The following is a 16,645-nucleotide window of genomic DNA, read 5'->3' as shown; positions in this document are numbered from 1 at the left end:
TGCAGGTCTCCTTTGAAGGTCTGGTCAAGAGTGCAGTATACCCGCGGCAACCGCCATGCGGAAATTGAGTGCGCGCCCCGTCAGCCGGTGCCACAGACAGGGCAGGTTGCCCGGCGTTTGACAGCAATCTGGCGGCTCTCGCCATAGAGCGCATCATAGATCAGCATCTGGCCGCGCAGCGCCGTCCCTGCACCGGTGATCAGCTTGACGGCCTCGACCGCCATCATTGCGCCGATCACGCCAGGCAGCGGGCCGATCACACCGGCCTCGGCACAGGACGGGGCCAGTTCCGGCGCAGGTGCGGTGTCAAAGATGCAGCGGTAACATGGCGCATTCTGTGCCGGATCAAAGACGCTCAGCTGTCCTTCCCACTGGCTCAGCGCACCGGATACCAGCGGAATGCCTGCACCCATGGCTGCTTCATTGACCAGATACCGCGTCTTAAAATTGTCTGTTCCATCCAGCACCAGATCATATTCTCCAAACAGATCGGTCGCGATGTCGGCGCTCAGACGCCTGTGATAGGGGCGCACGGTCACAAAGGGGTTCTGCGCCTCCATTTCTGCCTGTGCAGAAAACACCTTGGGCATGCCAATGGACGCGTCTTTGTGGATGACCTGGCGTTGCAGATTGGCGTTTTCCACCACATCGTCGTCAATGACACCGATGGTGCCGACACCTGCTGCGGCCAGATACTGCAAAGCCGGTGCGCCAAGGCCGCCCGCACCTATCACAAGAACCCGCGCCTCTTTCAGCCGTTTCTGCCCCGCGCCACCGATTTCCCGCAACACGATATGGCGGGCATACCGGTTCAGTTCTGTTTCACTGAACAGTGGTGCGCGGCCCTGCGCGGGCTTCTCTGCCTCTTCCGCGACCGCAGCCCGGGACCGCAGACGCCCCAGAACCCTGCGGTATCCATATACAATCAGAGCAAACCCACCGACGATCAGCCAAAGAGCGGCACTTTCCCCGGTGGCCGCGCGCAGCGGATGTCCATCGGGCAGAACAAGATGCAATGCCAGAACTGCCACGTACAACAGACCGATCATCGTGAACCGCGCCTGACGCGGTGCACCCATCAGGTGACCGATTCCCCACAGGGTTGCCGCAAGTGACAGAACAAGGACCATCAGCTGCCTCCGGTCGAACCGAAACCGCCCTGGCCGCGCGCGGTATCCGACAGGCTGTCGCTGAGCACAAACTCCGCCTGCACCACCGGAGCCACCACCATCTGAGCGATCCGCATGCCATGGGTAATCTCAAAATCCGCATTGCCTGAATTCATCACGATAATGCCGACCTCGCCGCGATAGTCACTGTCGATTGTCCCAGGGCTGTTGGGCAGCGTAACACCGTGTTTCAGCGCAAGACCGGAACGCGGGCGGATCTGCACCTCATAACCCGTCGGGATTTCCATACGAAAGCCTGTAGGGATCAATTGCCGCGCGCCGGGCTGCAGCAGGACCGGACCCTGCGGCAGACACGCGCGCAGATCGGCACCGGCGGAACCAGCGGTCTCATAGGCAGGCAGGGGCATGTCCGCACCAGCAGCGGACGCAGTCGAAATACGGATCACGGTCACTGGCAGGCTTTCCACATAGTGTCAGGTCCGGTCTGCCAGGGCATCAGCAATGCGGTCAGCCAGACGGTTTGCAACGGCGGTTTTATCCATACGCGGCCAGGTTTCCGCGCCGGCTGCGTCAATAACAGTGACTGCGTTTTCCGACCCGCCCATAATGCCGGTTTCCGGTGAGACATCATTCGCGACGATCCAGTCACAGCCTTTGCGCGCGCGTTTTGCCGTGGCATTTTCCACCACATCGTTTGTTTCCGCGGCAAAGCCGACAACCAGCTCCGGGCGTCCGTCCTGCAAATGCGCCACCTCGCGCAGGATGTCGGGGTTTTCCGTAAACACCAGCACGGGCAGGCCATCCTTCGATTTTTTGAGCTTTCGGTCACTGGCTTCGGCCATACGCCAGTCCGCCACTGCGGCGGCAAATATCGCAACATCAGCGGGCAGCGCTGCGGTGACAGCCTGCTGCATTTCCAGTGCGGTTGTGACCTTTATAACCTCAGCGCCATCGGGGGGGGCCACATCCGCCGGGCCGGTCACAAAGACGACCGAAGCACCACGTGCCATCAGCGCACGCGCAATCGCCGCGCCCTGCGCGCCCGAGGACCTGTTGGCAATGTAGCGCACCGGATCGATTGGCTCATGCGTGGGCCCGGACGTCACCAGGATGCGCTTGCCTTTCAGCGGGCCCACCGCGAGGCGGGTGCTGATCGCATCAACAATTTCCAGTGGCTCAGACATGCGGCCCGGCCCAAACTCGCCGCAGGCCATGTCGCCCTCTGCCGGGCCCGACACCGCGATACCATCCGCCTGCAACTGCACCAGATTGCGCTGTGTGGCGGGGTGTTCCCACATCCGGACATTCATCGCCGGTGCAATCAGTACCGGTGTGTCCGTTGCCAGCAAAAGCGTGCTGGCCAGGTCACCCGCCAGGCCATGGGTCATTTTCGCCATCAGATCCGCCGTTGCCGGCGCAACGACAACCAGATCCGCCACCCGGCTGAGCTGAATATGACCCATCTCCGCTTCATCGGTCAGGTCAAACAGATCGCGGTACACCCGGTTTCCGGCGAGCGCAGAGACCGACAAGGGTGTCACGAACTGTTCCGCCGCTTTGGTCAGGACAGGAGTGACTTCTGCCCCGCGCTCGCGCAACCGCCGGATCAGATCCAGGGATTTGAAGGCTGCGATACCACCACCGATGATCAGCAGGATGTGTTTTCCGGCCAGCATAAGACGCCTGCTCCTGAATGCTCCTGCGGGACCTTAAAACGACAGACCAGGGACCGCCAGCCCTGGCGACATCATCTGAAGGCCTCGCAGGGATCTCCCCGCTCGACGGAGGGCGCGTAACGGATCACGTCAAAATCGCCCGGCGGCGGGGCCGAGCCCTCTTCGCCCTGCCCGAGTGATACGATACGGGCCTCCGGTTTCACCCGCTCCAGGTACACCGGCATGCCACGGTCGCGCCGCGCATGGCCGTTGCCGGTGATGACCACAACCGGGCCACCGGTCAGTTCCAGAGCGCGCACCGTTTTCTGGGCGAGGCGGGCATCGCGGAGCCGCTGAAAGTCCACCATAAAGGGCAGCATCGTTTCGGGCAGGGCGTCGCAATGCGCGGCCATCTGCTCGGCTTCGCGGCTTGCCTGTTCCTCTGATGGCAGGGGATCAGTCAGACCGTATGCGCCCGCCCCAATGCCAAAAACAAAGGCGATCCCACTTTCTCTGACCTGACGGGCCTCGTCACGCGGCACACCCGCTCCAAAAACCCGCGCATCAGGGGCAGCGGCAAAGATTGGATAATAGAGCGAAAACGAAGGCCAGCCGCTGTCCTCCCAGCCGAACAGGGCGGACAGCCGGTCTTGATCTGCGCCAGGTTTGTGCCGCGCGGCCTGATTGGTGGTCAGCATTTCGAAAACGATTGCACGCGGCGCGACCTCTGCCACAATCTCGGCCTGGCGGGCATGGTGATGCGGGTTGTCGTGATACTCGCCCAGAATGATCACGTCGCCCACAAATGAGCCCGCTGCCAGAGGCAACGGGCTGAGAGACAAAAACGCCAGTAAAGTCAGCAATCTCATGCGAGGAAGTGGAAGACTTCCCGCGACTGCCCCTCGAGCGATTTGCGCATTTTGCCAAATGCTGCGGCTTCGAGCTGACGCACGCGCTCTTTGCTCAGGCTGAGTTCCTGACCGAGGCTTTCCAGGGTGCGCGGCGCGTCGCGCAGTTTACGCTCCCGCACGATAAACCGCTCACGCTCATTAAGGTCGTTCATAGCGTTAAGAAGCCACGAGCGCAGTTGCTCTGTGTCATGGCGGTGCTCAACCGTTTCGGCGGCCTGCTCGCTGTCGTCTTCCAGCGCGTCGATCCATTCCCGGCCTTCGTCCTCGGTCGACTGGGTCGCGTTCAGTGAATAATCTGACCCGGAAAGCCGACCTTCCATCATCTCAACATCATGCAAAGGGACCCCGATCTCGGTCGAAATCATCTGGCGCAACTGGTGACGATCCAGCGTTTCGCCCGCAGCGGCGGTTTCCCGCTCCAGTCTCGCCTGCACCCGGCGCATGTTGAAAAACAGCGACTTTTGCGAGGACGTCGATCCGGTGCGTACCATGGACCAGTTGCGCATCACATAGTCCTGTATAGATGCTTTGATCCACCACACCGCATATGTTGAAAAGCGGACGCCCCTGTCGGGATCGAATTTATCCGCTGCCTTCATCAGACCCAGACCTGCTTCCTGAATCAGGTCGTTCATCGGTGCGCCGTATCGTTTGAATTTGGACGCCATCGAGATCGCAAGCCGCATGTAGGCCGTGATCAGTCTGTGAAGTGATTGTTCGCAGCGCTCGTCGCGCCACGCATAGGCAAGACGCAGTTCAGTTTCCGCGTCCAGAAGTTCTGCTTTCATCGCAATGCGGGAAAGAGACATATCCCTTGCAGTATCCAAAGCCATAGCGACATCTCCCAGTCAGATGAAGCACACCTTGCCGTGTACAATTGATATAGATACGCACCATACACGCGATTGGTTCACCGCAAAGGTTTATAAAATGTTGCCAAAACTGACATTCGTCCTAGGCGGTGCAGCCTCCGGAAAATCTGTCTGGGCTGAAAACCTTTTGTTAACCAGCGGTTTAGAACCTGTTTACCTTGCAACGTCGCGCGTTTTTGACGACGAAATAAAATTGCGAATTAATGCCCATAAATCGCGAAGACGTGATGAATGGCGCAATTTTGAGCAGGATATTTACCCCGGAGAGGTCCTGGCCACCTGCGATCGGGGTCAGGGCGTGCTGATCGACTGTGCCACGATGTGGCTGACAAATGTGATTCTCGACGACATGGATATCCTGGCAGAACGAGACCGGCTGCTCCGGGACATCGCATCATGTTCTGCATCCGTTATCGTCGTCTCAAACGAGGTTGGCCACGGCATTGTGCCCGAAAACGCCCTTGCCCGGCAGTTCCGCGAAGAACAGGGCCGGCTGAACATCGCACTTGCCGCAGCGGCTGATCTGGCAGTTCTGGTGACGGCCGGGCTGCCGCAGGTTCTCAGGGGAACACTGCCATGACCACCTGGCACTGGGTGCGCCACGGGCCGACACATCAGAAGAGTTTTGTCGGATGGCGTGATGTGCCCGCCGATCTCTCCGACACAGCACAGATCAGCAGGCTGAGCCGCCACCTGCCGGACAACGCACTGATCGTATCCTCTGACCTGGTGCGCGCATCCGCAACAGCAGACGCCGTTCAGACCGAGCGCCGGCGCCGGCTGCCGCATGAGCCTGATCTGCGCGAGATGCATTTTGGTGTCTGGGATGGCATGCACTTTTCAGATGTGGCCGACCGAGACCCTGATCTGAGCCGGCGTTTTTGGGAAGAACCGGGTGATATCGCAGCACCAGAGGGTGAAAGCTGGAACCAGACGGCACGTCGCGTCGATGCTGTGGTCAGGCGCCTGAATGCGGCACACCCCGGCGCGCAGATCATCGCGGTGGCCCATTTCGGCGTTATTCTGACCCAGCTTCAGCGTGCGCTGCGCGTTGATCCATACGACGCCTTGGCCCAAACGATCGATAACCTTTCGGTGACGAGCATCACCTGGGACGGAGAAAACGGTAAGACAGGTGTGATCAATCACCTTCCGTGATCTGACAGCGCACAATTGAGCATTTGCAGCTGACGAAACGACCGTATTAGCCTGAGTGCATGACATATGACCTTTATATCGGTGATCGCACTTTCTCCAGCTGGTCGCTGCGCGGCTGGATGATGCTCGAAAAATTCGGACTGAGCTTCAACACACATCTCGTCGGGCTGTACACCGGGACGATGGCCCACGACCTTGCCCCACTGGCACCGGCACGGTTGGTTCCTGTCCTGCGAACCCCCGAAGGGGACGTGGTTACAGAAACTATGGCAATGGCGGAAACGCTCGCGGAAAGGCATCCCGAGGCGCAGATGTGGCCCGGCGATGCGGTCGCGCGCTCAAAGGCGCGCTCCCTCTGCGCGGAAATGGCAACAGGTTTCCACGCTCTGCGCACAGCCTGTCCGATGCAGCTGGAGCACGTCTGGGACGGTTTCCAGCCCGATCAGGCAGTTCTCCGAGATCTGGAGAGGATCCAGACCCTGTGGGCCTGGGCCGGTGGCGGCGATGTCTCAGAAACGGACTGGCTGTTTGGCCGTTACAGTCTTGCAGACGTCTTCTATGCACCGGTTGCCGCAAGAATTGTCGGCTATGACCTTCCTGTGTCTGATGGCGCACGGGCGTATTGTGACCGCGTGGTCGAGGATCCGGCATTCAGGGCCTGGCGGGCCGAGGGGCTGCAGAAAACATATGACCCGCATCCCTATCCCATGGACCTGCAAAAGCGCGCATGGCCTGTCTGAGCCTGGCTGTTAACCCTTCCGTAACGGTGGTGACAGTAGCGTTAACCACGAATTGCCGGTTGCGGGGGTCACATGATTACGCACACACATTCTGCGGCTTTCCGCGGTGTCGAGGCCTGCCTCGTACAGGTTCAGTGTTCGCTGACGCCCGGATTGCCGGGCTTCAGTATTGTCGGTCTGCCTGACAAAGCCGTCTCAGAGGCGCGCGACAGGGTGCGTTCAGCGCTTGCCAGTATGGCCATCGCCTTTCCGGCAAAAAAGATCACCATTAACCTCAGCCCCGCGGATCTGCCAAAAGAAGGCAGCCATTTCGATCTGCCGATTGCCCTGTCTCTTCTTGCCGCGATGGAAATTGTGCCTGCAGACACGGTCAGGACCGTGATTGCTCTGGGAGAAATGTCGCTGGACGGCACGCTGGTGCCGGTGGCTGGCAGCCTTCCAACCGCCATGACAGCATCGGAACACGAGCTGACGCTCCTGTGTCCGGCGGCGTGCGGTCGCGAAGCGGCCTGGGTCAGCGGTGCCACAGTCATCGCGCCGAAATCGCTGGGTGATGTTGTGCGTCATTTCAGTGGTCAGGTGCCGATCAGCCCTTCTGTACCGGGCGAAGTGCTGGAACCGGGCACCGATCTGGACCTGCGGGACGTCAAAGGGCAGGAACGCGCGAAACGCGCGCTCGAGATTGCTGCTGCGGGACGCCATCACCTGCTGTTTGTCGGGCCGCCTGGCTCCGGCAAATCCATGCTCTCGCGTCGCTTGCACGGCATTCTGCCGCCCCTGACACCGCAGGAGGCGCTGGAGACCTCGATGATCCATTCGGTTGCCGGGCTTCTGGATGCAGGCGGCATCTCCCGCGCACGGCCTTTCCGGGATCCGCATCATACGTCGTCTATGGCGGCCATCATTGGCGGCGGACGTGTCGCCCGACCGGGAGAAGTCTCGCTGGCGCATAACGGTGTTCTGTTTATGGATGAATTCCCCGAGTTTCAGCGGAACGTTCTGGAAACCCTGCGTCAGCCACTGGAAACCGGTGAAGTGATGATTTCCCGTGCAAATGCGCATGTCCGTTACCCCTGCAGATTTATGCTCGTGGCAGCGGCCAACCCCTGCCGCTGTGGATACATGACCGATCCCGAACAAGCCTGTGCCCGGGTTCCGGAATGCGGCGCCGATTACCTGGGGCGCATCTCCGGCCCGCTGATGGACCGTTTCGACCTGCGTGTTGAGGTGCCCCCTGTGAGCTACACCGATCTCAATCTGGCCAACACCGGGGACAGCTCTGCCGACGTGGCCGCGAGGGTCGCAACGGCTCAGGCGGTACAGGCGGACCGCTTTTCGCAAAGATCAGACATGCGCTGCAATGCCGATGCCGCAGGCGAGGCCCTCGAAGAGATCGCAACGCCCGACAGCGAAGGGCGTGATCTGCTGGTGCGCGTCGCCGAAAAGTTCCGGCTGACAGCACGCGGTTACCACCGTGTGATGCGCGTGGCCCGAACAATTGCGGATCTGGACCGGTCAGCAGAAGTGCGACAACCTCATATTGCCGAAGCGGTCGGTTTCAGGCTCATCACCCCTGTCAGAACCTGAAACCCCGCATCACCCGGCAGCCCGGCGTTCAATCGCTTCCCAGATCCTTGCCGCAATATTTGTACCGTCAAAACGCTCAAGCTCCTGGATGCCCGTTGGCGAGGTAACGTTTATCTCTGTCAGATAGTCGCCGATCACATCGATCCCCACAAAGACCTGGCCCTTTTCCTTCAGCAACGGGCCAATGGCGGCGCAGATTTCCAGATCGCGTTCGGTCAGCCCGGTTTTTTCAGGCCTTCCGCCCACATGCATATTCGACCGTGTTTCTCCCGCAGCAGGCACCCGGTTGATGGCACCAACCGGTTCGCCATCCACCAGAATGACGCGTTTGTCGCCGTTGGAAACATCCGGCAGGAACTTCTGCACGATCAGCGGTTCTCGCGAAAAACCCGTAAAGAGCTCATGCAGCGATGTCAGGTTCCGGTCATTTGCGTCCAGCCGGAAAACGCCGGCCCCGCCGTTGCCATAGAGCGGCTTCAGAATGACGTCCCCATGCTTTTCCTTGAAGGCTTTGATCGTGTTCAGGTCGCGCGCAATCGTCGTTGGTGGCGTCAGATCAGGGAAATCAAGCACCAGCAGTTTTTCCGGATAATTCCGCACCCAGAATGGATCGTTCACCACCAGCGTCTGCGGTGCCAGCCGGTCCAAAAGGTGCGTTGAGGTGATATAATGCATGTCAAAGGGCGGGTCCTGACGCAGCCAGACCACATCGAAATCGGCCAGATCAACTTCCTTTTCAGGTCCAAGCTCAGCGTGGGATCCCTGAACACGCTGAACGCGCAGGTCGTGGCCGCGCGCCGTGACCCTGCCTTCCTGCCAGGCCAGATGATCCGGCGTGTAGAAAAACAATGTGTGGCCGCGCGCCTGCGCTTCCTCTGCGAGGCGGAACGAGCTGTCCGCGTTGATGTCCACATCTGCGATGGGATCCATCTGAAAGGCGATTTTCATTGCCGCTCCCCTTTGTTGCCGCACCTAAATGGGGCAGGAAACGCGCCAGCGCAATGGGCCGTCCTGAAAACTCAGTCTGCGCCGAAAGCGTTGGGAATAATTCTCACACCGCCCCGGCTGTCCACAAGGGCCGCATCAAATCGCATATCCGAAAGAAGTCCATCCGGTTCGCGCGCGGCAAACTCCTGTGCCGCCGACATGATACGGCACATCTGGGCTGCGTTTATCCGCAGGGCTGCAGTGTCAAAAGACCGGCTTTTCTTTACTTCCGCAAAAACAAGAACACCGTTGCGGCGCAGGATCAGGTCAATCTCACCAGCTTTTCCCCGCCAGCGTTTCGCGACCACATCCCATCCACGTTTCTGATACACCCTGGCGACAGCATCTTCGGCGGACAGGCCCGCTTCGTACCGCGTCCGGCCTTTCGCATTTTCTGCCACAGCTGCGGGCATCGGCTATTCCTTTGAGAGGGCCAGCGCCATCTGATAGACCTGACGGCGGGGCTGATCATGGGCCTGCGAGACCATGTCGACCGCGTCGCGCATCGACATTTTCTGCAAAGCCGCTTTGAGATCTGCTTCTAAGCCCAAAGTACTAACAGGACCCGAACGGCTGCGGTCCACCAACACAACAATCTCGCCCTTGACCTTTGCGTCGGCATAGTCAGTTGCCAGCGCCCCAAGCGTGCCCCGGCGTACTTCTTCGAACTTTTTGGTGAGTTCACGGCAAACAGCAGCCTCACGCGCCTCTCCCAGAACCGACGCCGCATCTGCGAGCATGGCAGACAGCCGTTTGGGGGATTCGTAGAATGCCAGCGTCCCTGGCACCGTGCTGAGGTTTTCCAGCGCTGTGCGGCGGGCCGCCGCTGCGGCGGGCAGAAACCCGGCAAAGAAGAATGCATCCGTGGGCAGACCTGCCAGAACAAGGGCCGTCAGAACAGCCGAAGGACCCGGCGCTGCCGTAACAGCCAGACCGGCAGAAACCGCGTCGCGGGCCAGACCAAACCCAGGGTCTGCAATCAGCGGCATCCCCGCCTCGGAGGCATAGGCAACAGACTTTCCGTCGCGCACCGCCTCGAGCAGCGTTGCCGGCACGCCACTACTGCTGTGATCATGCAGAGCCACGATGCGCCGCCCTTCCAGAGGCACGCCGTGAATGTCCATCAGACGACGCAGACTGCGCGTGTCCTCAGCAGCGAGCACATCTGCCGAAGCCAGCACATCCAGTGCGCGCAGCGTAATGTCACGTGCCGTTCCGATCGGCACGCCGACAAACCAGACACCCGCGGACAGGGTCACTTTTTGGAAATTCAACGCTGGACCCGCCTTTCGTGACGTCTATGATTGCCGGAAATCTGTGCAGAACGCACAAAGACCGGAGTATTGCTTATGTTTGCTGTTTTCCCTGCCACCCGCAAGCTGTTGGCGCGGCTGTTTCTGCCGCTTGCCGCTCTTGCCCTTGCCGCCTGTGAGCCCATTCCCGGCGGGTTGAACAGCGGCGCGTCGATAAACACGTCCAAACCTGTCCCGGTAGCACTTCTGGTACCGGCCGGTTCAGGCAACTCCACAAACGATATTCTTGCGCAAAGCCTTGAAAACGCGGCCCGCCTGGCGATGCGTGATCTCAACGGCGTGCAGATCGACCTCAGGGTGTATCCGACAGCCGCTGATGCGGGCACTGCCGCAGCGGCAGCCGAACAGGCCGTGGACGACGGGGCAAAAATAATCCTCGGTCCGGTCTTTGCCGGACCCGCCAATGCCGTGGGGGTTGCGGTCGCGGATGACAATGTCAACGTGCTGGCCTTTTCCAACAACGCAGCAATCGCCGGGGGAAATGTCTTTATCCTCGGTCAGACCTTTCAGAACACCGCCAACCGGATGACAGCCTTTGCGCGGGCTCAAGGCAAGAGCCGTTTTGTGATCGTGCATGGGCAGGACTCCGCCGGTAATCAGGGCCGCGCTGCGGTTCAGAGCGCAGTTACAGCCCAGGGAGCAACCGTAGCGGGCAACGTCAGCTACGCCCTGTCCCAGCAGGACGTGATTGCCTCTATCCCGACCATCCGCGACACCGTGCAGTCGACAGGTGCCGACGCCATCTTTATGACGACCGACACTGCAACCGCTCTGCCACTGTTGTCACAGCTTCTGCCAGAGGCGGGAGTTTCCAGCGCAACGGCACAGTTCATCGGCCTGACACGCTGGGACATTCCGCCCCAGACGCTGAGCCTGCCCGGTGTCCAGGGCGGCTGGTTTGCCGTGCCGGATCCAGGTGCTGCCAGCCTGTTCAGTGGCCAGTATCAGTCGGCGTATGGGTCCACACCGCACCCGATCGGCGGTCTCGCGTTTGATGGAATTGCAGCCATCGGTGCATTGGTCAGCCAGGGCAAAAGCGACGCCCTGACCCGCTCGGCCCTGACACAGGGCGCAGGGTATCGTGGCGCCAGCGGTGTTTTCCGCCTGATGCCCGACGGGACAAACCAACGCGGACTGGCCGTGGCAACAATAACCGATGCGCAGGTGCAGATCCTGAGCCCTGCGCCCCAGAATTTCGGTGGTGCCGGATTTTAAGGCAGACCCATGAGCCTCACTGAACCGCAGCCAAGTCCTGCGGAGAACCCGGAACTGATCTGCCCGCCGGAGGCGGTGTTCGACAGCGCGCGCATTCATGCGGCTCTGCAGGCCGCTTTTGAAGAAGGACAGTCTCCCGCTGATGTCAGATCAGCGACGGTCGCCCTGCTGCGCGAGGCGCAGAAAAACGGGCGCGACGCAATCGCTGAGGCCTTCGCGGCCCGACCCTTCGACGCGCGGCCAATGACACGGGCCTATACCTGGCTGACGGATGAGCTGGTGCGCATGGTGCTATGGGTAGCGACAGATATTCTGAACGCCAAACCCAACCCTACGTCCGGTGAGCGGCTTTCTGTCATCGCGGTTGGCGGATACGGGCGCGGTGAAATGGCGCCTTTTTCGGATGTGGATCTGCTGTTTCTGACGCCGTACAAAATGACGGCCTGGGCCGAGAGCGTCATTGAAACCATGCTCTATATGCTGTGGGATCTGAAGCTCAAAGTGGGCCACGCCAGCCGGACAACCCGCGAGTGTCTGCGCCTGGCGGGCGAAGATTTCACCATTCGCACCGCGTTGTTGGAACTGCGGTATCTCGCCGGTGATCGCGCGCTCGCTGATGAGTTGTCGCAGCGCCTGCGCGATGACCTGTTCAAGGGGTCCGAGCGTGCCTTTGTTGAGGCCAAGCTCGAAGAGCGGGAAGCGCGTCACAAACGACACGGCCAGCGCTATGTGGTTGAGCCGAACGTCAAAGAGGGCAAAGGCGGGCTGCGCGATCTTCAGTCCCTTTACTGGATCGCCAAATACGTGCACGGGGTCGAAAACGCAGCCGACCTGGTCGATCTGGGCGTCTTCAGCGCCGACGAGTTCAGAACTTTTGTGCTGGCAGAGGATTTTCTGTGGGCAGTGCGCGGGCATCTGCATCTGGCCAGCGGACGCCCCACAGAACAACTCACCTTTGACATGCAGGTACAGATTGCAGACGCCATGGGCTACAGCGATACGTCCGGCAGGCGCGGGGTGGAGGTCTTTATGCAGGCCTTTTTCCTGCACGCCACCGAAGTCGGTGATCTGACCCGTATTTTCCTGACCAAGATGGAAGCCGATCACGTTAAGGCCGATCCGCTGCTGGAGCGGATTTTCCGCCGCCGGCCGCGCACGCGCGCAGGCTACAAGGTCGTGCACAACAGACTGGCCATTGCCGACGATGCCGCGTTTCTTTCAGACAAACTGAACCTGCTGCGCGTCTTCGAGGAAGCTTTGCGAACAGGTATGCTGATCCACCCGGACGCCATGCGGCTGGTCAAGGCGAACCTTGATCTGATTGATGACGACATGCGCACTGACCCGGAGGCACGCCGCATTTTCTTTGAGCTGCTGCTGCGGCACGGCAATCCGGAACGTGCGTTGCGGCGAATGAATGAACTGGGGGTTCTGGGGACATTCATTCCCGAATTTGAACCCATCGTCGCAATGATGCAGTTCAACATGTACCACGCCTATACCGTGGACGAGCACACGATCCAGTGCATCAAAACCCTGAGCCAGATCGAGCGGGGCGACCTCGAAGAGGATCTCCCGGTCGCATCGTCTATCCTCAAAGATGGCGTGAACCGCAAAGTGCTCTACACTGCGCTGTTGCTGCATGACATCGCCAAGGGCCGCCCGGAGGACCATTCGATCCTCGGCGCACAGATGGCCCGCAAAATTGCGCCCCGTCTTGGCCTGAACAAGTCAGATACGGACACTGTTGAGTGGCTGATCCGCTACCACTTGCTCATGTCGGACATGGCACAGAAACGGGATATCGCAGATCCGCGCACAGTACGGGAGTTTGCCAAGGCTGTTCAGACGGTGAAACGTCTGGACCTGCTCTGCGTGCTGACCGTCTGCGATATCCGGGGCGTCGGGCCCGATACCTGGAACAACTGGAAAGCTGTTCTGATCCGCGCGCTCTACCGGCAGACCCGCAAAGCGCTGGAGACGGGGCTCGAAGACCTCAACCGCGAGAACCGCGGTGCCGAGGCCAAACGTGCCCTGCGCGAGGCCCTGACCGACTGGCCGCGCAAAGACATCATGGCGGAAACAGCCCGTCACTATGATCCGTACTGGCAGGGTCTGCACGTCACGGCCCACGAAACCTTTGCCCGTATGCTGCGCGACATCAAAGAAGACGAGATCGCGATTGATCTGCACCCGGACGAAGACAGGGATGCGACACGGGCGAGCTTTGTCATGGCGGACCACCCCGGCATCTTTACCCGGCTTGCCGGGGCGCTGGCGCTGGTCGGCGCCAATGTCGTGGACGCGCGCAGCTACACCACCAAAGACGGCTACGTCACGGACGCCTATTGGATCCAGGACGCTGACGGTAACCCCTATGACGCCTCGCGCCTGCCCCGTTTGCGCAAGATGATTGAGCGCACATTGCATGGTGAGGTTGTCGCCCGTGACGCGCTCAAAGACCGTGACAAGGTCAAAAAGCGCGAGCGCGCCTTCCGTGTTCCGACCCATATCACCTTTGATAATGAAGGATCGGAAATCTATACGATCATCGAAGTTGATACCCGCGACCGTCCCGGCCTGCTCTACGATCTGGCCCGGACGCTTGCAGCATCGAACGTCTATATCGCCAATGCCGTAATCGCGACCTACGGCGAGCAGGTCGTCGACACTTTCTACGTCAAAGACATGTTCGGCCTGAAATACCATTCTGAGAGCAAACAGCGCACCCTCGAAAAGCGGCTGCGCGCGGCCATTGACGAAGGCGTTGAGAGGGCAAAACGGTGAAACCGATCCGCCTGATGTCGGGTTTTTTCACTGTGGGTGGCTGGACGCTGATGTCCCGCGTTCTGGGATTTGTCCGGGATGCGATGATCCTGGCCTTTCTGGGCACGGGCCCGTTGTACCAGGCCTATGTAGTTGCCTTTCGCCTGCCTAACATGTTCCGCCGCTTCTTTGCAGAAGGCGCGTTCAACATGGCCTTTGTGCCGATGTTCTCCAAAAGGCTGGAAGGAGATGAGAATCCCGATGGCTTTGCCTCGGAGGCCTTTTCCGGGCTGGCCGCTGTCCTGATCGGGCTGACCCTGCTGGCCCTTGCGGCAATGCCCTGGCTGGTCTTCGGTATCGCGTCGGGATTTGCCGGGCAGAAAGAATTTGATCTTTCCGTGAAATTCGGACGGATCGCCTTTCCATACGTGCTGTTTATCTCGCTGGCCGCACTGCTGTCGGGCATGCTCAATGCATCCGGTAGGTTTGCCGCAGCGGCAGCAGCACCTGTGTTGCTGAACATCCTTCTGATCGCCGCCATGGCTGGTGCGGCCTGGTTCGGGGGAGATGTCGCGCGCGCTCTGATATGGACCATACCGCTGGCCGGTGTTGCACAATTTCTGCTGCTCTGGCGCGCTGTACGTCGTGCCGGGTTTACAATCTCGCCACGTCGCCCGCGTCTCAGCCCCGACATGCGCAACCTCATCCGCGTTGCCGTCCCTGCGGCCCTGGCGGGGGGTGTGGTTCAGATCAACCTGCTGGTTGGCCAGCAGGTCGCCAGTTATTTTGACAAGGCCGTCGGCTGGCTCTTTGCTGCAGACCGCCTGTACCAGCTGCCACTGGGTGTTGTCGGCATTGCGGTTGGTGTGGTGCTGCTGCCGGATCTGTCGCGCAAACTGCGCGCAGATGATGACGCCGGCGCACGCATCGCTCTGAGCCGCGCGGGAGAGATTTCACTCGCGTTGACCATTCCGGCCGCGTTCGCCCTGGTGGTGATCCCCCTGCCCCTCGTGTCCGTGCTGTTTGAGCGGGGGGCTGCCACAACAGACGACAGTGCCGCGATCGCCAGTGCAGTTGCCATCTATGGCCTCGGGCTTCCTGCCTTTGTGCTGCAGAAAATCCTGCAACCGCTCTACTTTGCGCGCGAGGACACCCGCAGGCCGTTTCACTATGCTGTGGTCTCCATGGTCATCAACGCGGTAATGGCCATCGGGCTCGCTCCTGTGATTGGCTGGCTCGCCCCTGCGATTGCTACCACCTGTGCTGCCTGGGTTATGGTGCTGTTGCTGCATACCGGTGCCCGCCAGTATGGTGACGTTGCCCGCTTTGATGACCGTTTCCGGCGACGGATCTGGCGTATGGTTGTAGCCTCTGTGGTGATGGCAGTGGTTTTGTGGGTCTCGGCGGCAGCGCTTAACCCGTTTTTGGGCATGGCCTGGTGGCGTGCGCTTGCGCTGGCCGTGCTGATCGGAATTGGCATGCTGGCGTACTTTGGCACAGGCCAGCTGATGGGCGCTTTCCGCCTGTCGGAATTCCGTCAGGCGTTTCGTCGCGGCTGATCAGTCCCGCCGCAATGCACGGATCAGACGGGTCATTCCGCCTGGGACGAGCAGCGCAGAGGCAACAAAACCAAAGGCAAATCCCGCCAGATCCGCAACCCATTCCGTCGATGGCCCAAAGAACACACCCCAGATCAGTTGCAGGCCCATCAGCATGGCAATCAGACTGAAGGCCCTGAGCTGCTGTTCTCCTGCAATGCTGAGGCTGAGCCACATGACAAAGGAATATCCGCCGATCAGACCGTAGACCGCCGGAAAGCCCCCGACGATCCAGGCCGGATCATTCAGCAGCAGCCCATAAATCAGCGCCCCAAAAACCGCACCGCCAAAAAACAAAACGACAACGGCAGGCTGGCCCAGCGTTTCCCCCACCATTTTGCCCAGTGCCAGTGTCAGCACGATGGCGAAAAGAGCCGACGTAAAACCCGAATGCACAAAGCTGTAGGTGATGAACCGCAGCATATGTTCTGGCAGCCAGCGACCGTTCAGGACCATCCAGTCAAAGATATCGCCGGAAAATGCATACTGTTGCACGTAGGCCAGCCGCCAGCCCACAGCCTCCGGCCCGCCGATCAGTCCGGCCGCGCCAAGCGAGAAAAGCGCTTCGGGTATGGCCATCGCCAGAAACAGCAGCACAACGACCGGCGGCAGTGGATTTACAGGAGGGGCTTCGCGGTGGTCATCCATAGGTCCGGCATTCCTTGACGATACTGTGCCTCATGGGTAAGCCACGCCAACGCTTTATGCCAGCC

At 60.3% G+C, this 16,645-nt stretch carries 16 protein-coding genes; 7 read left to right on the top strand and 9 right to left on the bottom strand.

Going from position 1 to position 16,645, the window contains the following annotated elements:
- Positions 1 to 80: 80 nt before the first annotated feature.
- The 5 genes from moeB to Q1A34_RS16895 form a co-directional block, all read right to left on the bottom strand.
- Positions 81 to 1,130 (bottom strand): molybdopterin-synthase adenylyltransferase MoeB, encoded by a 1,050-nt coding sequence (gene moeB / locus Q1A34_RS16915; protein ID WP_300036969.1) that lies wholly within the window; start codon positions 1,128 to 1,130, stop codon positions 81 to 83.
- Positions 1,130 to 1,582: a dUTP diphosphatase gene (gene dut, locus Q1A34_RS16910; protein WP_300036966.1), complete on the bottom strand. Its 453-nt coding sequence runs from the start codon at positions 1,580 to 1,582 to the stop codon at positions 1,130 to 1,132. The genes moeB and dut overlap by 1 nt, the downstream gene beginning before the upstream one ends.
- Positions 1,583 to 1,603: 21 nt before the next feature.
- A complete protein-coding gene (coaBC, locus tag Q1A34_RS16905) occupies positions 1,604 to 2,806 on the bottom strand; it encodes a bifunctional phosphopantothenoylcysteine decarboxylase/phosphopantothenate--cysteine ligase CoaBC (protein ID WP_300036963.1) in 1,203 nt (400 codons plus the stop codon).
- Positions 2,807 to 2,877: 71 nt separating this feature from the next.
- A complete protein-coding gene (locus Q1A34_RS16900; RefSeq protein ID WP_300036960.1) occupies positions 2,878 to 3,654 on the bottom strand; it encodes a ChaN family lipoprotein in 777 nt (258 codons plus the stop codon).
- A complete protein-coding gene (locus Q1A34_RS16895) occupies positions 3,651 to 4,529 on the bottom strand; it encodes an RNA polymerase factor sigma-32 (protein ID WP_300036957.1) in 879 nt (292 codons plus the stop codon). The genes Q1A34_RS16900 and Q1A34_RS16895 overlap by 4 nt, the downstream gene beginning before the upstream one ends.
- On the opposite strand from Q1A34_RS16895, the gene cobU reads away from it, so the two are divergent.
- The 4 genes from cobU (at position 4,489) to Q1A34_RS16875 (ending at position 8,053) form a co-directional block, all read left to right on the top strand.
- Entirely contained in the window at positions 4,489 to 5,148 is a 660-nt protein-coding gene (gene cobU / locus Q1A34_RS16890; protein WP_366942864.1) for a bifunctional adenosylcobinamide kinase/adenosylcobinamide-phosphate guanylyltransferase, read from the top strand. The two genes, Q1A34_RS16895 and cobU, sit on opposite strands and share 41 nt — an antisense overlap.
- Positions 5,145 to 5,726, top strand: a complete 582-nt coding sequence (locus Q1A34_RS16885; protein WP_300036950.1) for a histidine phosphatase family protein — start codon at positions 5,145 to 5,147, stop codon at positions 5,724 to 5,726. The genes cobU and Q1A34_RS16885 overlap by 4 nt, the downstream gene beginning before the upstream one ends.
- Before the next feature lie 59 nt (positions 5,727 to 5,785).
- Positions 5,786 to 6,466 carry a glutathione S-transferase gene (locus Q1A34_RS16880; protein ID WP_300036947.1) on the top strand — a complete coding sequence of 227 codons (681 nt, stop codon included), beginning with the start codon at positions 5,786 to 5,788 and terminating at the stop codon, positions 6,464 to 6,466.
- 72 nt (positions 6,467 to 6,538) lie between these two features.
- Positions 6,539 to 8,053, top strand: coding sequence for a YifB family Mg chelatase-like AAA ATPase (locus Q1A34_RS16875; RefSeq protein WP_300036944.1), 1,515 nt, complete (start codon positions 6,539 to 6,541; stop codon positions 8,051 to 8,053).
- 9 nt (positions 8,054 to 8,062) lie between these two features.
- Here Q1A34_RS16875 and gshB read toward each other — a convergent pair whose 3' ends face one another.
- The 3 genes from gshB to rsmI form a co-directional block, all read right to left on the bottom strand.
- A complete protein-coding gene (gshB, locus tag Q1A34_RS16870) occupies positions 8,063 to 9,001 on the bottom strand; it encodes a glutathione synthase (RefSeq protein WP_300036941.1) in 939 nt (312 codons plus the stop codon).
- 71 nt (positions 9,002 to 9,072) lie between these two features.
- On the bottom strand, positions 9,073 to 9,453 hold the full coding sequence (locus Q1A34_RS16865; protein ID WP_300036937.1) for a YraN family protein: 381 nt from the start codon (positions 9,451 to 9,453) through the stop codon (positions 9,073 to 9,075).
- Between the two features lie 3 nt (positions 9,454 to 9,456).
- Positions 9,457 to 10,314 carry a 16S rRNA (cytidine(1402)-2'-O)-methyltransferase gene (gene rsmI / locus Q1A34_RS16860; protein WP_300036934.1) on the bottom strand — a complete coding sequence of 286 codons (858 nt, stop codon included), beginning with the start codon at positions 10,312 to 10,314 and terminating at the stop codon, positions 9,457 to 9,459.
- A gap of 75 nt (positions 10,315 to 10,389) precedes the next feature.
- Here rsmI and Q1A34_RS16855 point away from each other — a divergent pair, with 75 nt between their 5' ends.
- Genes Q1A34_RS16855 through murJ form a run of 3 tightly spaced genes read left to right on the top strand, consistent with a single transcriptional unit; the run spans position 10,390 to position 15,893 of the window.
- Positions 10,390 to 11,568 carry a penicillin-binding protein activator gene (locus Q1A34_RS16855; RefSeq protein WP_300036931.1) on the top strand — a complete coding sequence of 393 codons (1,179 nt, stop codon included), beginning with the start codon at positions 10,390 to 10,392 and terminating at the stop codon, positions 11,566 to 11,568.
- Between the two features lie 9 nt (positions 11,569 to 11,577).
- Positions 11,578 to 14,355 (top strand): [protein-PII] uridylyltransferase, encoded by a 2,778-nt coding sequence (locus Q1A34_RS16850; RefSeq protein WP_300036929.1) that lies wholly within the window; start codon positions 11,578 to 11,580, stop codon positions 14,353 to 14,355.
- Positions 14,352 to 15,893 carry a murein biosynthesis integral membrane protein MurJ gene (murJ, locus tag Q1A34_RS16845; protein WP_300036926.1) on the top strand — a complete coding sequence of 514 codons (1,542 nt, stop codon included), beginning with the start codon at positions 14,352 to 14,354 and terminating at the stop codon, positions 15,891 to 15,893. The genes Q1A34_RS16850 and murJ overlap by 4 nt, the downstream gene beginning before the upstream one ends.
- Here the strand turns inward: murJ and Q1A34_RS16840 are convergent, their stop codons facing one another.
- On the bottom strand, positions 15,894 to 16,580 hold the full coding sequence (locus tag Q1A34_RS16840; RefSeq protein WP_300036924.1) for a rhomboid family intramembrane serine protease: 687 nt from the start codon (positions 16,578 to 16,580) through the stop codon (positions 15,894 to 15,896).
- Positions 16,581 to 16,645: the final 65 nt, after the last annotated feature.

It is taken from the genome of uncultured Roseobacter sp., assembly GCF_947491795.1.
Taxonomy (GTDB): domain Bacteria; phylum Pseudomonadota; class Alphaproteobacteria; order Rhodobacterales; family Rhodobacteraceae; genus Roseobacter.
Note: the sequence above shows the minus strand (reverse complement) of the source record. Positions and strands in the feature narration are given on the sequence as shown.